This window comes from Psychrobium sp. 1_MG-2023, assembly GCF_030689115.1.
GTDB lineage: Bacteria > Pseudomonadota > Gammaproteobacteria > Enterobacterales > Psychrobiaceae > Psychrobium.
In genome coordinates this window covers 136,835-153,961 of record NZ_JAUYVJ010000002.1, presented here as the reverse complement: position 1 = coordinate 153,961, position 17,127 = coordinate 136,835, and the positions used below count along the sequence as shown (strand labels likewise).

13 protein-coding genes are annotated in these 17,127 nt (G+C 40.7%); 10 read left to right on the top strand and 3 right to left on the bottom strand.

Translation table 11 applies throughout. The features are described 5' to 3' along the window. Positions 1-28 precede the first annotated feature (28 nt). From Q8W26_RS01745 to Q8W26_RS01700, 10 genes are all read left to right on the top strand, one after another. Positions 29-1,180: a flagellar basal body P-ring protein FlgI gene (locus Q8W26_RS01745; protein ID WP_101213019.1), complete on the top strand. Its 1,152-nt coding sequence runs from the start codon at positions 29-31 to the stop codon at positions 1,178-1,180. Between the two features lie 13 nt (positions 1,181-1,193). Next, positions 1,194-2,204 carry a flagellar assembly peptidoglycan hydrolase FlgJ gene (gene flgJ, locus Q8W26_RS01740; protein ID WP_305472028.1) on the top strand — a complete coding sequence of 337 codons (1,011 nt, stop codon included), beginning with the start codon at positions 1,194-1,196 and terminating at the stop codon, positions 2,202-2,204. Between the two features lie 49 nt (positions 2,205-2,253). Then, the gene (gene flgK, locus Q8W26_RS01735) at positions 2,254-4,260 is read left to right on the top strand and encodes a flagellar hook-associated protein FlgK (RefSeq protein ID WP_101213020.1); all 2,007 of its coding nucleotides are present in this window, start codon (positions 2,254-2,256) and stop codon (positions 4,258-4,260) included. A 9-nt stretch (positions 4,261-4,269) separates the two neighbouring features. Then, positions 4,270-5,520 carry a flagellar hook-associated protein FlgL gene (gene flgL / locus Q8W26_RS01730; protein ID WP_101213021.1) on the top strand — a complete coding sequence of 417 codons (1,251 nt, stop codon included), beginning with the start codon at positions 4,270-4,272 and terminating at the stop codon, positions 5,518-5,520. Between the two features lie 518 nt (positions 5,521-6,038). Next, positions 6,039-7,502: a flagellin gene (locus tag Q8W26_RS01725; RefSeq protein WP_101213022.1), complete on the top strand. Its 1,464-nt coding sequence runs from the start codon at positions 6,039-6,041 to the stop codon at positions 7,500-7,502. A 278-nt stretch (positions 7,503-7,780) separates the two neighbouring features. Continuing rightward, on the top strand, positions 7,781-9,244 hold the full coding sequence (locus tag Q8W26_RS01720; RefSeq protein ID WP_101213023.1) for a flagellin: 1,464 nt from the start codon (positions 7,781-7,783) through the stop codon (positions 9,242-9,244). A gap of 240 nt (positions 9,245-9,484) precedes the next feature. Next, positions 9,485-9,910, top strand: coding sequence for a flagellar protein FlaG (locus Q8W26_RS01715; protein ID WP_101213024.1), 426 nt, complete (start codon positions 9,485-9,487; stop codon positions 9,908-9,910). Between the two features lie 97 nt (positions 9,911-10,007). Next, positions 10,008-11,456, top strand: a complete 1,449-nt coding sequence (gene fliD, locus Q8W26_RS01710; RefSeq protein WP_305472025.1) for a flagellar filament capping protein FliD — start codon at positions 10,008-10,010, stop codon at positions 11,454-11,456. Between the two features lie 153 nt (positions 11,457-11,609). Then, the gene (locus Q8W26_RS01705; RefSeq protein WP_101213026.1) at positions 11,610-13,628 is read left to right on the top strand and encodes a 6-hydroxymethylpterin diphosphokinase MptE-like protein; all 2,019 of its coding nucleotides are present in this window, start codon (positions 11,610-11,612) and stop codon (positions 13,626-13,628) included. 1 nt (position 13,629) lies between these two features. Then, positions 13,630-14,400 carry a hypothetical protein gene (locus tag Q8W26_RS01700; protein ID WP_101213027.1) on the top strand — a complete coding sequence of 257 codons (771 nt, stop codon included), beginning with the start codon at positions 13,630-13,632 and terminating at the stop codon, positions 14,398-14,400. A gap of 61 nt (positions 14,401-14,461) precedes the next feature. Here Q8W26_RS01700 and hisH read toward each other — a convergent pair whose 3' ends face one another. From hisH to Q8W26_RS01685, 3 genes are read right to left on the bottom strand one after another with little or no spacing between them, the layout of a single operon-like run. After that, positions 14,462-15,103 (bottom strand): imidazole glycerol phosphate synthase subunit HisH, encoded by a 642-nt coding sequence (gene hisH / locus Q8W26_RS01695; protein ID WP_101213028.1) that lies wholly within the window; start codon positions 15,101-15,103, stop codon positions 14,462-14,464. Then, positions 15,100-15,876: an imidazole glycerol phosphate synthase subunit HisF gene (gene hisF, locus Q8W26_RS01690; protein WP_101213029.1), complete on the bottom strand. Its 777-nt coding sequence runs from the start codon at positions 15,874-15,876 to the stop codon at positions 15,100-15,102. The genes hisH and hisF overlap by 4 nt, the downstream gene beginning before the upstream one ends. Further along, positions 15,869-17,125: a DUF4915 domain-containing protein gene (locus Q8W26_RS01685; protein WP_101213149.1), complete on the bottom strand. Its 1,257-nt coding sequence runs from the start codon at positions 17,123-17,125 to the stop codon at positions 15,869-15,871. The genes hisF and Q8W26_RS01685 overlap by 8 nt, the downstream gene beginning before the upstream one ends. Between the last annotated feature and the right edge of the window lie 2 nt (positions 17,126-17,127).

Genomic DNA, 17,127 nt, shown 5'->3' with positions numbered 1-17,127 from the left:
CCGTCAATTTTGTGTCAGGAGATTTTTAATGAAAAAGCTTACTCTAATTACTTACTTTATACTGTTATGCTCTCTATTTTTTGGGTGTGTTGAACAGGCTAAAGCACAAAGAATCAAGGATTTAGCTTCTGTTAAAGGTGTCCGTTCAAATCAGCTCGTTGGCTATGGCTTAGTCGTTGGCCTACCTGGTACTGGCGAGCAAAGCCCTTTTACTGACCAAAGCTTCATGACGATGTTACGGAATTTTGGCATATCTATGCCAGCAGGGGTTAAACCTAAGATTAAAAACGTAGCAGCGGTCGCCATTCATGCGGATTTAAATGCATTCGCCAAACCTGGCCAAAATATTGACATTACCGTTTCTTCTGTTGGTAGCGCTAAAAGTCTACGCGGCGGCACCTTACTTAGGACTTTTTTGAAAGGTCTCGACGGTAATGTGTATGCGGTTGCTCAAGGTAGTTTGATGGTGTCAGGATTTAGTGCCAGTGGCGATGACGGCTCTAAAGTGATTCAAAATACCCCAACAGTTGGCCGAATCCCTAATGGCGCGATTGTTGAACGTGAGGTGCCTAACTCGTTTGCTCAAGGTGATTACATTACCTTTAACTTACACAACCCTGACTTCACAACAGCTCAAGCTTTTGCCAGTACGATTAATCAAAAGTTTGGCGGCGGTGTAACGGGCACTACAGATATTGTTGAACCAAGTGCCAATGATGTTGCAAAAGCGATTGATGCCACATCAATTAATGTCAGAGCGCCAAGAGACGTATCACAACGTATTTATTTCTTGTCTGTACTTGAAAACTTAGATGTAACGCCAGCAACAGCTGCGGCAAAAATTATTGTTAACTCACGTACTGGTACTATTGTGATTGGTCAACAGGTTCGTTTAAAGCCTGCGGCGATTACTCACGGCTCATTAACGGTAACCATTGCTGAAAACCCAGCAGTCATTCAGCCAAACCCATTGGCGAATGGTGAAACAGCCGTTGAAGATGACACAATTATTGACGTAAACCGTAATGACAGTCGCATGTTTAAGTTTATTCCAGGTACGACTCTGGACGAACTCGTCCAAGCGGTAAACTTGGTGGGAGCTTCACCTTCTGATCTTATGGCTATTTTAGAAGCCTTAAAACAAGCAGGTTCGTTACACGGCGAACTAATCGTTATTTAAGGAGGGAATTGACATGGATTCATTAGCTAAACAATTGATGCCAAGCAATACGCGTGTTGCGCAATCAAATTATCAAGATGTCGCCTCTTTAGATAATCTTCGTAAAGAAGCTCAACAAGATGAGAAAAAAGCGTTAGAGAAAGTGGCTAAGCAATTTGAAGGCATCTTCATGAAGATGTTACTTAAAAGTATGCGTGAAGCAAATAAAGCGTTTGAGTCAGACTCTCCGCTTAATAGCCAGAGTAGTGAGACCTATCGAAATATGTATGATGATCAAATGGCTCTAGATTTGAGCCAAAACGGAAGCCTTGGCCTCTCAGAACTTATCGTCCAGCAATTAAGCCCGCAAACGTCTAATGTAATGCCAGCTGCGGCATTGCGTACTCAAAGTCTGCCTGCGATGGAGGCGACATCGCTAAAAACGTCGAGCCTTGATAGTGATATCCGCAAGAAAATAGAGCGTGTATTTTCAGGTAATGACTACGGTAACTTAGCTAGTGCTATTCCAGCGGCAAAATCACAGCCTGAAAAAGTCGAGCAAAGTGCGAATCCATCATTTACTTCACCTGCCGACTTCGTTAATCAGTTGATGCCGTATGCTAAAAAGGCTGCCGCTGCATTAGGCGGTTCACCAAGTGTACTTATTGCTCAAGCGGCATTAGAAACCGGTTGGGGGCAAAAAATAGTCAATAAACCGTCACAAGAATCAAGTTTTAATTTATTCAATATCAAAGCGGATAATCGCTGGCAAGGTGAGCATGCGACGGTTTCAACTCTTGAATATCGTGACGGTGTTGCAGTTCGTGAAAAGGCCCAGTTCAGGGCTTATGATGGCCTAGAGCAAAGCTTTGATGACTTTACTCAGTTCTTACAAAACTCACCCCGTTATCAACCAGCGTTAGAGAAAATTTCAAATCCGGCAAGCTTTTTGCAAGGATTACAACAAGCCGGTTATGCGACAGATCCAAATTACGCATCAAAGATCATGTCGGTACTGTCCAGGGTCAATCAATTAGCGAACTAGTCATTTAGTTAATCGGTTGTGATGTTTTCTCGAGGTAAGGAATAAAGTTATGGGCGTTGATTTATTACAACTCGGTGTGAGTGGATTGCTTGCTTCTCAGCAGCAATTAGGCACGACGGGTCATAATATTGCCAATGTAAATACCGATGGTTATTCCCGCCAACGAGTATTACAAGAAACAACTTTGCCTGTCACCTCGGGCAATGACTTTGTGGGTACTGGTACACGCATTGCACAGGTCGAGCGTGTCTTTGATGAGTTTCGCTACAATGAGTTAGTCTTTAATCAAACTCTCAATAGCAATGCACAAACCATGGCTGAAAAGATGTTACGTCTAGATGAGACGATGTCATTGATTGGACCTAACGTATCCAATTCATTGAATGACTTATTCTCAGCGGTCAACTCACTGGTGGATGTTCCTGGTGATATTGGTTTACGGGAAGTTATGTTGTCTAAGGCTAATACTTTTTCGCAAAATGTGCAGTCTGTGCAGCGTACATTAGATGCAGAATACAATGCAGTGAATGATGAGCTAGAAACGTCAGTTGAAATGATTAGTGAAATATCAGCTCAACTTGCGAGTCTTAATCGCGATATCGTTAAAGGATCTGCAAATGGGGCAACGCCAAGTGATTTGCTGGATAAGCGTGATTCGTTAGTCAAGGAACTTTCTTCATATACCAACGTGTCTACCGTACCCACTCAAGATGGCGCTTTAAATGTTTATATTGCCAGTGGACAAACACTCGTGACAGGCACAACGTTTTTTTCGGTCAGTGCTAAAATGGGTAACCCGGATCCTCGCCAAACCGAGCTGGCTATTGTTGCCCCTTCAGGCAGTGAGCAACGCCTTTCGAACGAACAAGTTGGTGGCAGTCTAGGCTCTTTGGTGACTTATCGGGATGGTATTTTAACCGATACAATTAACAAATTAGGCCAAACCGCAATTACCGTGGCTGATGCTTTTAATACAGTGCAGTCTCAAGGCGTTGATTTAAATGGGTTGCCAGGACAAAATTTATTTGAGGACATTAATGCCCTTGAGTCCACTCAACGACGCTTTATGGCAGATCAAGATAATACTGGCACTTTAAGCGGCGCAGTTGAGATTACAGACCCTAACCAGCTTACTAGTGATGATTATAAATTAAGCTTTATGGGCGGTACTTATACTTTAACAAACTTAACCGACGGTAGTAGTCAGACATTAACCCCTGATGCGCCAGCAGCTGTCGGTAGCCGAACGTTTACGACTCCTGATGGTTTTATGTTTAAAGAAGCAGGTGGGACGCCCCTTGATGGCGACGATTTTATAATTCAGCCAACCCGCCTTGGTGGAGCGAACCTAGATGTAGAGTTAACACAACCATCGCAAATCGCGACATCTTCTGTGGTGGAGGTTTATTCTTCAAAAGATAACGTTAATACAGCGAAATTAGAAATAACCAGTGTTGATAATACTGCCGCAGCTGGTTTTCCTAGTGCGGGGAGCGCCTTGTCGTTAGAAGTGTATGAAGCGCCTGTTGGAACCTTTAATTATCAGGTGCTTGATAGCTCAGGAGTCGCTCAACCTCTTTTTGATAGTAGTGGTACAGCACTTGGTACATCAGCAACTTATACAACTGGACCGCTGAACTTCTCAACGGCTGGCATGAGTTTTAAGTTATCTGGTCAGCCTTCGGGACAAACAATTAATGCCCCAGAAGTTTATAGTATCGAATACGCATACGGTACGGGCAATAATAAAAATGCGTTGGCAATGGCAAGCTTAAGCGAACAAAAACTGGCGAATCAAGGTCGTTCAACAATGAGCGATCTATTTGAAGGTGCGGTCACTAGCGTGGGCTCTGTAACGGCTACCTCTCGTATTGAGGCTGGCGCAACTCAAACACTTTACACACAGGCAGAAACGAGAATGTCCAACACCTCTGGAGTTAACCTCGATGAAGAAGCATCAAACTTGTTGCGTTTTCAACAGGCTTACTCTGCCAGTGCTCGAATCATTTCAACAGCAAATGAGATTTTTCAAACCTTGCTTCAGTCAGCTAGGTAGGAGGGGTAAATGCGAATTTCAACGAATCAATTTTATCAAAGTAATACGGACAATATTATTAATCGTCAAAGTGATGTTAATCAGTCGATTGTCAGTATTTCTGAAGGCAAACGCGTGATCACAGCAGGTGATGATTCTGTTGCTGCTATCTCTATCTTAAATATCCGCCAAGAACAGGCCTTAACTGAGCAATACCAAACAAATATTACCTTTGCTGAATCGCGCATCACAGTACAAGAAAGCGCAATGCAATCAGCAGAAGATGTCATGTTTCGAGTTAAAGACTTAATGTTACAAGGTAATAGTGTTGCCAATGATCAATCGGCAAGAGACGCTCTTGCCGATGAGTTAGAAGCCCGTTTTGATGAATTGTTGTCATTAGCAAACACACGAGATGAGTCAGGCAGTTATGTTTTTGGGGGATTTCAAACAGAGACGCCTCCATTTATTGAACAATCCGATAGCAGTGTTAACTATGTTGGTGATAAAGGGCAGCGCTTAACCAATGTGGGGTTAGGGGTGCAAGTTGCCACTAGTGACCCTGGTGAAGATGTTTTTATGACGGTGGCAAACAGTGTAGGCGATTTTAAGCCTGCCTATACATTAAACCCTGCGCATGAAGAAATTGACCGCGCGGTTGTTACTCGCTCAGAAATTGTTGACCGTGCTTCTTATGTACCTGTAGCAACACCTGATGATTACCAGATTAGTTTTGCGACTATGCCAAGTGGTGAAATGGGCGTTACTGTTACTGATGCGTTAGGCACACAGGTTTATCCAACACTGCCATTAACTCAAGCTGTTTATGTTGCTGGAGACTCTATTAGTTTTAGTGGTATTGAAACAGAGATAAATCAAACGCCACAAGAAGGAGATTCTATCACTTTATCACCTCAATCAGAAACTGATGTGTTTAGTGTGATGAATGATGCAATTGACTGGCTTAGGGCGTCAAATGGTACCGGCGCTGATGAAGGGGCACGACAACAAGATTATGGTCATATCATTGCTGATATGGATGAAATTCAAATAAAGTTTAGTAATGTGCGTGCTGAAATCGGCGCGAGGTTACAGTTGACCGAAAGTCAAAGTGAACGTCATATCGACTATAATTTGACGATTGAAAAATCACGTTCTTCATTAGAGGATCTTGATATGGTAGAAGCTATCTCACAGTTTGAGCGGCAAAAGTTGTCACTGCAAGCCTCACAAACTGCATTCTCTCAAGTGCAAAGTATGAGTTTATTGAACTTCTTGTAACCTTTTTATAACTGTCTTTCTTTCGATAGTGTGACCAACACTGTTCTTCTCGACAACGCACCAACAATTCTTCTTGGCAGCGTATCGACAACGCTTCTCGGTAGCATACTAACAACCGTCTTCCCGGCAGTCTCTTAGCCGGGAGCTCTGTTTTACATAGTCCCAACCAACCCAATTACATTTATGCATCTTATCTTTAATGAAGTAAGCCGCCGCTCCTTAAATCATATTGTACAAAATTTGACGGTGGCAAAGAGCGGCAATTAGCGGCAAAAGTCAGTTTATTGACGAAGTGAAATGCTGTTTTAAGGCATTAATGTTTAATTAATTAAAAATAAAAAATCGCTTAAAACTAGCTGCTATCTACGTTTTGCTTAAATTAACTAAGATTAATGTAATTAAGTTTTATAGTTGGCACACTGGTTGCTTTGTATTAATTAGCTAAGCAGAAATATTAATAATTTTACCGACTTGTGGCATCCCTTTGATGCCTTAGTCATTAAAGTGGAGGCTATATCATGGCTCTTACAGTACAAACTAACGTTACCTCGTTAAATGCACAACGCAACCTGGGTGCTTCAGGTAACGAGTTAGCGACTTCTATGCAACGATTATCATCAGGTTTACGTATTAATAGTGCTAAAGATGATGCCGCTGGTTTACAAATTTCAAATCGATTAACCTCGCAAATTTCGGGCCTAAATGTTGCTGTGCGTAATGCTGGCGATGGTATTTCATTAGCGCAAACTGCTGAAGGGGCGCTACAAGAATCAACCAATATCCTCCACCGTATGCGTGACCTTTCAATTCAAGCGGCCAATGGTTCGAATTCACCAGCAGATCGCCGCGCGATTCAGGAAGAAGTCACACAGTTACAACAAGAGTTAACTCGTATTGCTGATACTACTACCTTTGGTGATCGTAAGTTACTCGATGGTAGTTTCGGTACCGAGAGCTTCCAAGTGGGTGCTAAATCATTTGAAACGATTCAAATGGGCCTCTCTTCATTTGCGGCAGCGGATATTGGTAGTTATGAGCTCGATATTCAGGGTTTAGCTAATACCACAGGTGCAGCAGGCTTTGGCTCTGTTGGTTCTGTTAATACGACCGCTGCAGCAACGGTTACTATTACTAGCTCTGAAGGTCCAACTGCGGCCCTGACTGGTGCAAATGCAAAAGCGTTAGAAGCGGCAATCAACGGCAGTGATTCGTCTGCTAAGGCTGATGCACGTACTTTAACAAAATTAAACTTTGCAGCATTTACGACGGCGACATCAGTATCATTTGATTTACAAGGCTCAAATGGCACCGCGATCCAACTATCAGCAACAGTAAAAGATGATGATGTTGATTCACTTGTTAATGAGGTCAACAAGATTTCTGGTAAAACAGGGATTACCGCAGAAGCCATAGATAATGAAATTGTTTTAACGAGTGAGTCGGGGGACGATATTGTCCTTGGGAACTATACCTCGACGGCTAATACCGTAATGACGGCATTAGATTACGAAGGAACAGCTCGTACGGACACCTATACATTAGCCACTGCAACCCCAGATGCCGTAGCGACAGGAGTGGTACGATTGTCTTCTTCACTTAACTACACAGTGCAAGGTAGTGCGACTAGCATTATGCCTTCAACTGGGGTGGAATCAGCTAATTTAGAGCCTGTTGATCAAATTGATGTTAGTGATGCACTAGGAGCGCAACTATCAATTGAGGTCATTGATTCTGCATTAGCCTTTATTGATAGTAACCGAGCAAGTATGGGTGCGATTCAAAACCGCCTTGAGTCAACGATTTCCAACTTAAGTAACGTTGTTGAAAATAACTCGGCGGCAAGAAGTCGTATTCGTGATACTGACTTTGCCACTGAAACGGCAAATATGACTAAAAACCAAATCTTGCAACAAGCGGGTACCTCAATCTTGTCGCAAGCGAACCAAATCCCGCAAGCAGCGGTTCAATTATTGGGCGGTTAATCCCCACTATTTAACTCTGCTAGCTGCATAAAAGCCCACCTTTTTTGGTGGGTTTTGCATTTCTATAGATAAAAAGTTACATTTACTTATGTGTTTACTTATAATAATCCAATATAAAACAGCCTCTTATTGATGTTCTTGGTTCTTTTGGATTAAAAAAGTAAAAAAAATAAAAAAAAGTGTAAAGTTTCTCCACACCGTGCCGTTAAGTTAATTAACAGGGATTCATATTCCTAAACTAATTAACAAAATTAATAGTAAGTAAGCGGAGAATTATCATGGCTTTAACAGTATCAACTAACGTAAGTTCTTTAAACGGTCAACGTAACTTATCAAAATCTGGTAATGATTTGGCTACTTCAATGCAACGTTTATCATCAGGTATGCGTATCAATAGCGCAAAAGATGATGCCGCTGGTCTGCAAATCTCAAACCGTTTAACTTCCCAAATCAACGGTCTAGGTGTAGCACAACGTAATGCGAACGATGGTATCTCGATGGCGCAAACTGCTGAGGGTGCAATGCAAGCCTCTACAGATATCTTACAACGTATGCGTGACCTTTCTTTACAATCAGCGAATGGTTCAAACTCTTCAGCTGACCGCGAAGCACTACAAAAAGAAGTTGCAGCACTACAAACTGAGTTAACTCGTATCTCTGATACTACTAGTTTCGGTGGTCAGCAACTATTAGACGGTTCTTTTGGTTCTAAGTCTTTCCAAATTGGTGCAAATGCTAATGAAACTATTAGTGTGACTCTAAAAAGTACAGCTGCAAGTAAAATTGGTTCAGAGCAACATACGCTTGCTGGTGCGGCTGGTTCTGCAGTAGGTCTTGGCCGTGCGTCAGCTGCAAGTGCTGCGGCAACGGCTAATGGTGTTGCAGGTGGTGCATTAACAATCAATGGTACTGCACTAACAACTGCGCCAGCAGCTGCTGATACAGCTGAAACAATTGCTAAGAGCATTAATGCTGAATCTGCAACAACAGGTGTTACTGCTGATGCCCGTAGTCAAGCTGAAATTACAATGACAGCGACTGGTTCAGCAACATTTGAACTAAATGGTACAGCAATTTCTGCTAGTACTTCTGACATCACAGATTTAGAAGAGCTAACTGCTGCGATTAATGCAAAATCTGGTGATACTGGTGTAAGTGCATCAAATGAAGGTGGCTCAATTATCCTAACTGATGAGTCTGGTAAAGATATTGATATCGCGAACTTAGCCACTACTACTGGTGATATGACAGTTAAAGGTATTGATGCTGCTGGTACTAAGCAAGCTGCTGCGATTACTCTAACTGGTACAGTCGCAGCGACAGACTCAACTGTAGTTGCTGGAAGTATCAAGTTAACTTCAGTGGATTCATTTGCTGTGGTAACTGCAACTGATGCCGATGCTGGTGCGGATGCGGTATCTACATTGTCTAAAATATCTGCTGTTGATTTAGGTACTCAAACTGGTGCTCAAGATGCACTTGATGTTATCGATGGCGCGTTAGCACAAATTGACTCACAACGTTCAACTTTAGGTGCGATTCAAAACCGTTTTGAACATACTATCTCTAACTTAGCAAACATTGAAGAGAATGTATCAGCCTCTAGAAGCCGTATTCGTGATACTGACTTTGCTAGTGAAACAGCGATGATGACTAAAAATCAAATCTTACAACAAGCGGGTACTTCGATTTTAGCGCAAGCGAATCAACTACCACAAGCAGCACTAAGCTTGTTAGGTTAAGGTAGCGTTAACTTCGGCTTAAGTTTGTAGCCTTGACCTTCTAGCTCCCGAACACCTTAGCTAGAAGGCTTTTGAAAATTAAGCCGTATTAATAACCGTTGCCTGTATCATCAGCAGCGGTTATTTGCGTTTTTGTCAATTGATAAAGCTTGATAGTCGTTTTATTATAAAGGTTATAAGAGACTTGTTAGTGCTATTGGCTTTACAGTGAAGGTGATTAGATTTAAATGGGAGTAAGTTATGAGTATTGAATTATCGTTGAGCACTCCTGATAGCTCAGGCGTTAGCAATAATCAACAAGCGACGAATTCAGCCTATCAACAAAGAGATGCGGTCCAAGCTAGTAAATTAAATGTTTCCCAATTGGAACAAGCTAAGCTCGCTGAGGATATTACTTCGAACAACAAATCAGCGTCGGTAAGCGAAGAGCAACCAGCACTTCAAAAAGACCAACTCGAAGCGATGGCGCAAAAACTGCAAGATTTTGTTGGTTCTTTAAATCGAGGCTTAGAGTTTAGTGTTGATGAAGATTCAGGCCGTGATGTGATAAAAGTCATTGATAAAAACTCTGGTGAAACGGTCCGTCAGTATCCTTCAGAAGAAGTGCTAGATTTAGTGGCTAGTTTATCGGATGCGGCAGGTACATTTGTTAATGTGAAGGCTTAGCCATCCCATTGTAAATTGGTGGAAGTGCTAATTGGCGACAAAAAGTTACGTGGTAATAAAAGTAGTGTTTGATACTACTAGTGTGAAGAGGTGAGTTATGTCAGGTATTTCATTTACAGGTATTGGCTCTGGTATGCCTGTACAAGATCTTGTATCAGCATTTGTTGAAGCTGAGCGTGTCCCTTTTCAACAGCGTATCAATAAACAAGGTTCCAAGTTAACTACTAACATTTCTGCAAACGGTTCATTAAAGGCATCGTTGTCTTCATTAGCCGACTCACTCGATAAACTTAAAGATGCTGAAAATTACCAATTAAGAAAAGCATCCGGCAGTGATGACTTTGTTAAGATTGAGTCGGACAAAACGGCTCAGGTCGGTAGCTATGATATAAAAGTTAATAATTTGGCTCAAGCACATAAAGTCATGTCGACCCCGTTCGATGAAACGCTTGCTGTGGGTGAGGGAAAGCTGACATTTTCGACCCCTGATGACCCTACTGGCTTCACCTTAGATATTAGTGCCACTGATACTTTAAGTGACATCAGAGATAAAATTAACGAGTCTACTGACAATGAAGATGTGACTGCGACTATTATTACCGATAGCGGCGGCCAACAAAGCTTAGTCATGACATCCAATAATACCGGACTCGACAACAAGCTTTCAATTACAGCGACACAAAGTGATGGCACTACACCACTTGATCCTAGTAGTCGTTTAAATGACTTATTAACTTATATCGATCCGGCAAGTCGTAGTGGCGATCCTTTGGTCGAGTCAAACCTTATTGAAACCAATGCAGCACTTGACTCTTCTATAACCATTGATGGCCAAATTACCCTAACTAATGCAACAGACACCTTTGAAAATGCCATTGATGGCATTACCTTGACCGCTAAAAAGGCACAAGATGTCGATGATGGCAACTCTAAAGTGTCGGTCAGTGAAGATAATGCGTTAGTCGCGAAAGAACTTGGGGCCTTTGTTAAAAGCTATAACGAATATTACAAGGTGGCTAAAGAACTTGGTCAAGCGGGAGAGGCCGGTGGTGGTCCGTTAGCGGGTGACTCTATGTTACGTGGGATCACGGGAAAATTAAGAAATATGCTAAGCCAATCCTTTGACAGTGGTAGTGGCAATACGCTTTCTTTGGCACAACTTGGTGTCGAGTCAGACCAATATGGTGTCTTGTCATTAGACTCCACCATTTTAAATAAAGTGATTGCTGAAGATCCGAGTGCGGTTCAACAGTTTTTTGTTGGTGATGATTCAACGCCTGGCTTTGCAGCTTCAACCGATACATTAATTGCTAATTACACTGAGTCTGGTGGGTTAATCGATTCACGCATTAATGGGTATGAAACGCAACTAGATAAACTTGAAGACGATATGACTGCATTTAATCGTAAAATGGAAAATTACGAAGCACGTTTATTATCACAATACAACGCTATGGATATGCTGGTGGCCAATATGAACTCTACCTCGAGTTATTTAATGGGGCAGTTAGACAACATGCCTGGGGTGGTTAAGAAAACCAGCTAATTCTGATTAAAAATACCACGCACACATAGAGCCGTTCAATTTATTGAGCGGTTTTTTGTTTTTTGTGTAGATATTAATAGCTAAAACAGGGTATTGGTGTAATTATTGCTTTATAGGTTAAAGTGTCAAATTTCCTTTGAATAAGGTTGCGCAATGAGCGAACAAAATCTTGAGTTGTTAAGAACGGTATTACAACTTACCTTCCACAAAAATCTCGCCTTTTTTCAACGTAAAAACTCTGAACTCTTTAATGAGTTTGTTAATTATCAACCAGAACAATGGGCCCTGGAAATGGATGCCGATGGCTATTTAAACATTGCTGGTAATGGGCAATTTGTTTACCAAGGGGATCCAAAAGAAGTTTCTCAAGAACATATGGCTCAGTTTATGAAAAAGCCATTTAGTTTCGTTTATAATATTGATAGCTATGACGGTGCCAGTTATGAAAATGCAATGCATGAACATATTCACCCTAATTATATGGATTCGCTACAACAGCTTGCAAAACCATACGTAACACCTCAGCAAGGAAAAGATTGGGAACCTGTTGAGAGCTACCCTCTTGTTTGTGTTACTGGTATCGGTTTAGGCTATCACCTTGAGTCATTGGCTAATTCTAATACGGAAATGATAGTGATATATGAGCCCAACAGAGATTTTTTCTACGCTTCACTCCATACAATTGACTATGAGTGGTTATTTGAGCAGTTTTCGGTAAATAATCGAGGTATAAGCCTAGTTGTCGGACAGACAATGAAGCATTATTTGGCCGCGATTAGACGTGTTGCCGAATTTAGAGGTTTCCATCGGTTAGCATCTCTTCCCATATATCGTCACTATGAAAGTGAGAGTAGTGTTGCTTTAATTGAGCAGTTAGAAGATAACAATTCTATTTTGTACTCTGGGTATGGCTTTTGTGAAGATGATATTCAGTCTATTCGCAATAGTATTATTAGTGCCAAGAAGAAAAGAACGTTTTTAAGGGTACGTCACCATGATGATTACTTAAAGGTTGCCAAGAACATTTTTATTTGTGCATCTGGCCCATCACTAGATCAAAGTTTTGAGTGTATTAAGCAACATCGAGAGCAAGCGTTGGTTATTTCTTGTGGTACCTCATTACGCGCACTTTATAATCATGGAATAAAACCTGATTTTCATATTGAAATTGAGCGGACTGAGCATATTGTTGATTGGTTAGATCAGATTAAGGATGATGATTTTGTAAAAGATATCACTCTCGTTGGTTGTCATACTTTATCGGATAAAGTACTTTCTCGCTTTAATCACTCGTTGCTTTACTTAAAGCCTTTTGATGCGGGTGGAGAGTTGTTTAAACAATTAGCAAAAAATGTAGAGCTTGTTGAGTTGATGGCTTGTAATCCGACTGTTGCAAATGGCGCAATGGCTTTGTCTTGTTACTTAGGTGCTGAAAATATTTACCTCTTTGGTGTCGATTTAGGCTTTAAGGATAAAGCTTATCATCACTCTAAAGCAACAGCTTACAATGACAGTGACTTTAAGCGAACCTTTAATCGCGAAGAGGTTCCTGGCGATAGAAGTAGAGAAGCAAATTTTGGTGGAACTATCCGTACGGATGAAGTATTTGATTGGTCAAGAGCATCTCTAGAATCACTCATCGACTCTTGTCCGAATTCTCGTGTTATTAATTGCTCTGATGGGATCAAGATAAATGGGGCGGAACCTATGTTTGTATCAGAAGTACAAACCATTGAGCCCTTTGATCGCAAGAGCTATGTTGAATGGTTTTTAGCTGATTCACTGTTTAGTGATTTCAACTGGCAAGAGGTGGTTACACAAGTCCAAGCGAATAATAAGATTACTGGTGATATGGTCGCATACCTTACTAAAGAAGATCGTGTTGAGGCAGCGGTGCAAAGTGAAAAGGCGTTATGGGAGTTTTTCTACCTCAACCATATCGCAATAACAAAACAAATGGATGAAGGGAATGCTGTTTGCTCCAAGTTGTTAGGTGGCAGCCTTAATTCGTTACAAGCGACAATTACGAGTAATGTATTTCGGATACCTTTGGTAAGGGATAGGCTGATATATATAAATCAAGCTCTTAGTTTGTTTGTTTCCTATTTTCAGGAAATGCTTTGTTTTATTACGGAACGAATTCACCTAGTGAATAAAAAGGAGCGCTCATAAGATGCAAAAAGTACAACAAGACTTATTGTCAGTTTATGAAGGGCTGCTGAAAAACTTATCAAATGAGTTAGTCCATAGTGAAGATTTGCACGCTAGCTTAAAACAACTGCCTGACGTTACAGAGAATTTACTTGCCTATGAGGGGCTGGGGTACTTTTCACCTCATGTTGCTTCAACTAATATGATGCAGATATGTAAGCGAATACCTCCTGAAGTACTCCATGAATTAATTGTGATTTCAATGTTAAGAGCAGCTCTGAGTTTTGAGCTTGAAGAACGAGAGCAACTTGATTGTTGGCATGATGTGGCAGAATTGACGACTCGATATCATGAATTTTCTCAGCAGTTTTTTGAATTACCAGCTAGTGCCATAACAAGCTCTATTATAACGGTTTTGTGTTACACGATAGGCTCGAAATACAATGAATTTACTCGGCAGATATTGACTATTTTAGAGAGGTTTCCTGTTCCTTTATCTATTAATTTAACAATAACGAAGTTACTACAGGAGCAAAGTCAATTAGCTGATGAAGTTGCTAAAACATATGCTCAATTAAGTGAGCTGGTCCTTGGCTTAACCCTATATGATGGTGGTAAATTGGTAGCGAAAAAAGTTCAAATAGAAGAGGTAGGCGACTTTACGTTATTGCGAATGTTACTTCATCCAACTTACATAAGGCAAGTTAGTATTCATAAGGGGTTTATTAGGTTGAACCATTACACTGACTATTTGAATTACAAGCCTTTAGTGCAAAAATTCTTGTATTATTGATATGTATTCAAGCTTATGAGCACCAGTAAAGTTCTGGTGCTTAAGCTACTAATTTTAAGAATTACTGATTAATAAAAGTGTTTAGGATAGCTAAGCCATCTACTGCACTCTTTTCTGGGTGAAATTGCAGCCCGATAACGTTGTTGTGTTTTATAGCTGCTGGAATTGTTAAGCCTTCATACTCACAAGTAGCAAGCAGGTGCTCTGTATTGGCTACTTCAGCTCTAAAGGAATGAACAAAATAGAAAAAACTACCTTGTTCTATCGGGGCTAATATCGACTTTTGCCATTTGGAAGCAGGTGATATTGCATTCCAGCCTATATGAGGAATTTTTCTTATTAGTTCACCATTTGGCGAATGCCTATCTATCGCTTTCACTGTGCCAGAAATTAAACCTAGTCCTTCATGTTCTCCATGTTCAAAGCTTTTATCAAGTAACATTTGCATACCAAGGCAGATACCCATGAGAGGCTTTCCTGACTGAGCATACTCTTTTATGGCAGGGATTAACTCTAGTTGTATAAGAGCGGACATCCCTTGTTTGAAAGCACCGACACCGGGTAACACCAGATATTGTGCAGATTTAATTTCTTCTGGGCAGGAAGATAAATTAACCTGTGCTCCAATATGTTCAAAAGCCTGCTGTACACTTTTGATGTTACCCAATCCATAGTCTATGATTGTTACTGTTGGTCGAGTCATGATGCACCCCTCAGACTCTTACTTCGGACAGGGATGTTTTTATTGTTGCAGTGCTCTCTAATTTCATCGACAGTGACTTTTTCATAATGGAGTAAATTCGATAGCGCAATTGAATCAGCGCCTCCATCGATTACTGCGTCAGAGCAATCATCGAGACAGCCCATTCCGCCATGGGCTATTACCGGAATAGAAACAGCTTCACTGACTGCTTTAATTAATTCAATATCAAAACCTTTCTTGGTTCCTTCTTTATCTACAGAAGTTAATAGGATTTCACCAGCACCCAATTCTTGTCCTTGTTTAGCCCATGCAATCACATCAATTCCTGTTTTTTCACGGCCATTGTCATGGTAGGCTTCCCATCCGTTATCTATTCGTTTCGCTTGAATCGCTAACACCATACATTGGCTGCCAAACTTATTTGCAACGTCACTGATAAGTTGTGGTGATTTTAGTGCTGCGGTGTTAATCGACACCTTATCAGCTCCAGCTCGAAGGGCTGCAGTAACGTCTTCGATAGTTCTCAGTCCTCCACCAACGGTAATTGGAACAAAAATATCATCTGAGGTTTTGCTAATTAACTCTAAAATACTATTTCTTTCATATAAACTGGCAACAATGTCTTCGTAGATTATTTCATCTATACCTTGTAAATAGTATTGCCTAGCAAAATCATTAGGGTCACCAAGTTTTCTCAGGCCTTCCAATTGAATGCCTTTTACTAGGTTAGGGGACTTTATGTCTAACCTAGCAATGATTCTAATATTACGCATTGATTTCGGGCTTACTTAGTACGTGTAAATCATGAATGTTCATATTATCTAACATAGGATAAAAACGACTTGCTTTAGTTTCTTTGTCGAACAAGTAGAAACCAGCGTTAAGCATAATATTATTTGTCGTGCCAAATCGTCGGCTCATATACATATCTTCGCTTAATCCAATATAAAAGAAATTATCATCGCTTGCTAAGCCACGAGCAAAGCCATGAAACTCCCCTGCAATTACTTGGTTTGTAGTGTAGAACCGACCTCGCATGGAGTCTAGATAGCATAGGTCTCCATTTATTATTTTCGGGCTGTGAGGTTTCCATAAATCTCTTACTAATCTAACAGGGGGCTGCTCTATATCTAAGAGGTTAAACTCACTAACTCCGCCATCGTAGATACCTTTTTTCCAGTTACCTGAATGGGAGAAATATGACACGTATAACTGATCGTCATAACAACATACGTCATTTAAGTGATGCAAACTTGTTTCACCACTTTCGGATTTCGCTGAGAAAAATCGACGCAGTTGAAGTGTAAACGTCTCTCGATCATATAGTGAAATAGTGTCTTTTCCAGCATTGATTAAAATCAGCAAGTCGTGCTTTTCACTGTACTCTAGGCCGCAGTAGTTAGCGTCATCTAAAGGTTTTGTCTCAATAATATTGAAATCGCTATCGAAGATAAATAATTCACAAGCCACATATTCTATGGCATAAAAAAGATTCTTTACTTTTACTATTTGTCTAAACGAGCCTGATATTTTCTTTTCGTAGGTGTTTGGACCTATGTGATACAGAAAGATACCACCGCCAGCCTTGCTGTACCGTGATTTGTCTTTATCATTGTAATCTGAGCAGCTAACGATTAATTGTTGAGTATAATTACGCATATCTTCAAGTAATTGAAAATCACGATATTCAGGGCAGCAACAAAAATCAATGCCTGGTTGAAAGCCATTGTTGATCAGTATCTCAACAATCCCCTCATAGACCCCTGAAGTAATCACAACAAAAGGCAGAGCACTTTTTATTGATAGTAGCCTCTCAGGTAAGTAAACACTAAGACCTTTATAATCCGTATCGATATATTTAGGGTTTCTATCAATAATGTAGCTTGGCTTGTTTCGAAGCTTCTTTAACGTCTTAGGAATCCAGTCTTCAGAACGGCCGTATAAAACCACTTCTCGATTTGAAGTTAATTGATTTACTTCATTCCACGTTTTCCACCAAGTTGCTGTATTTTTTAGTGACATTT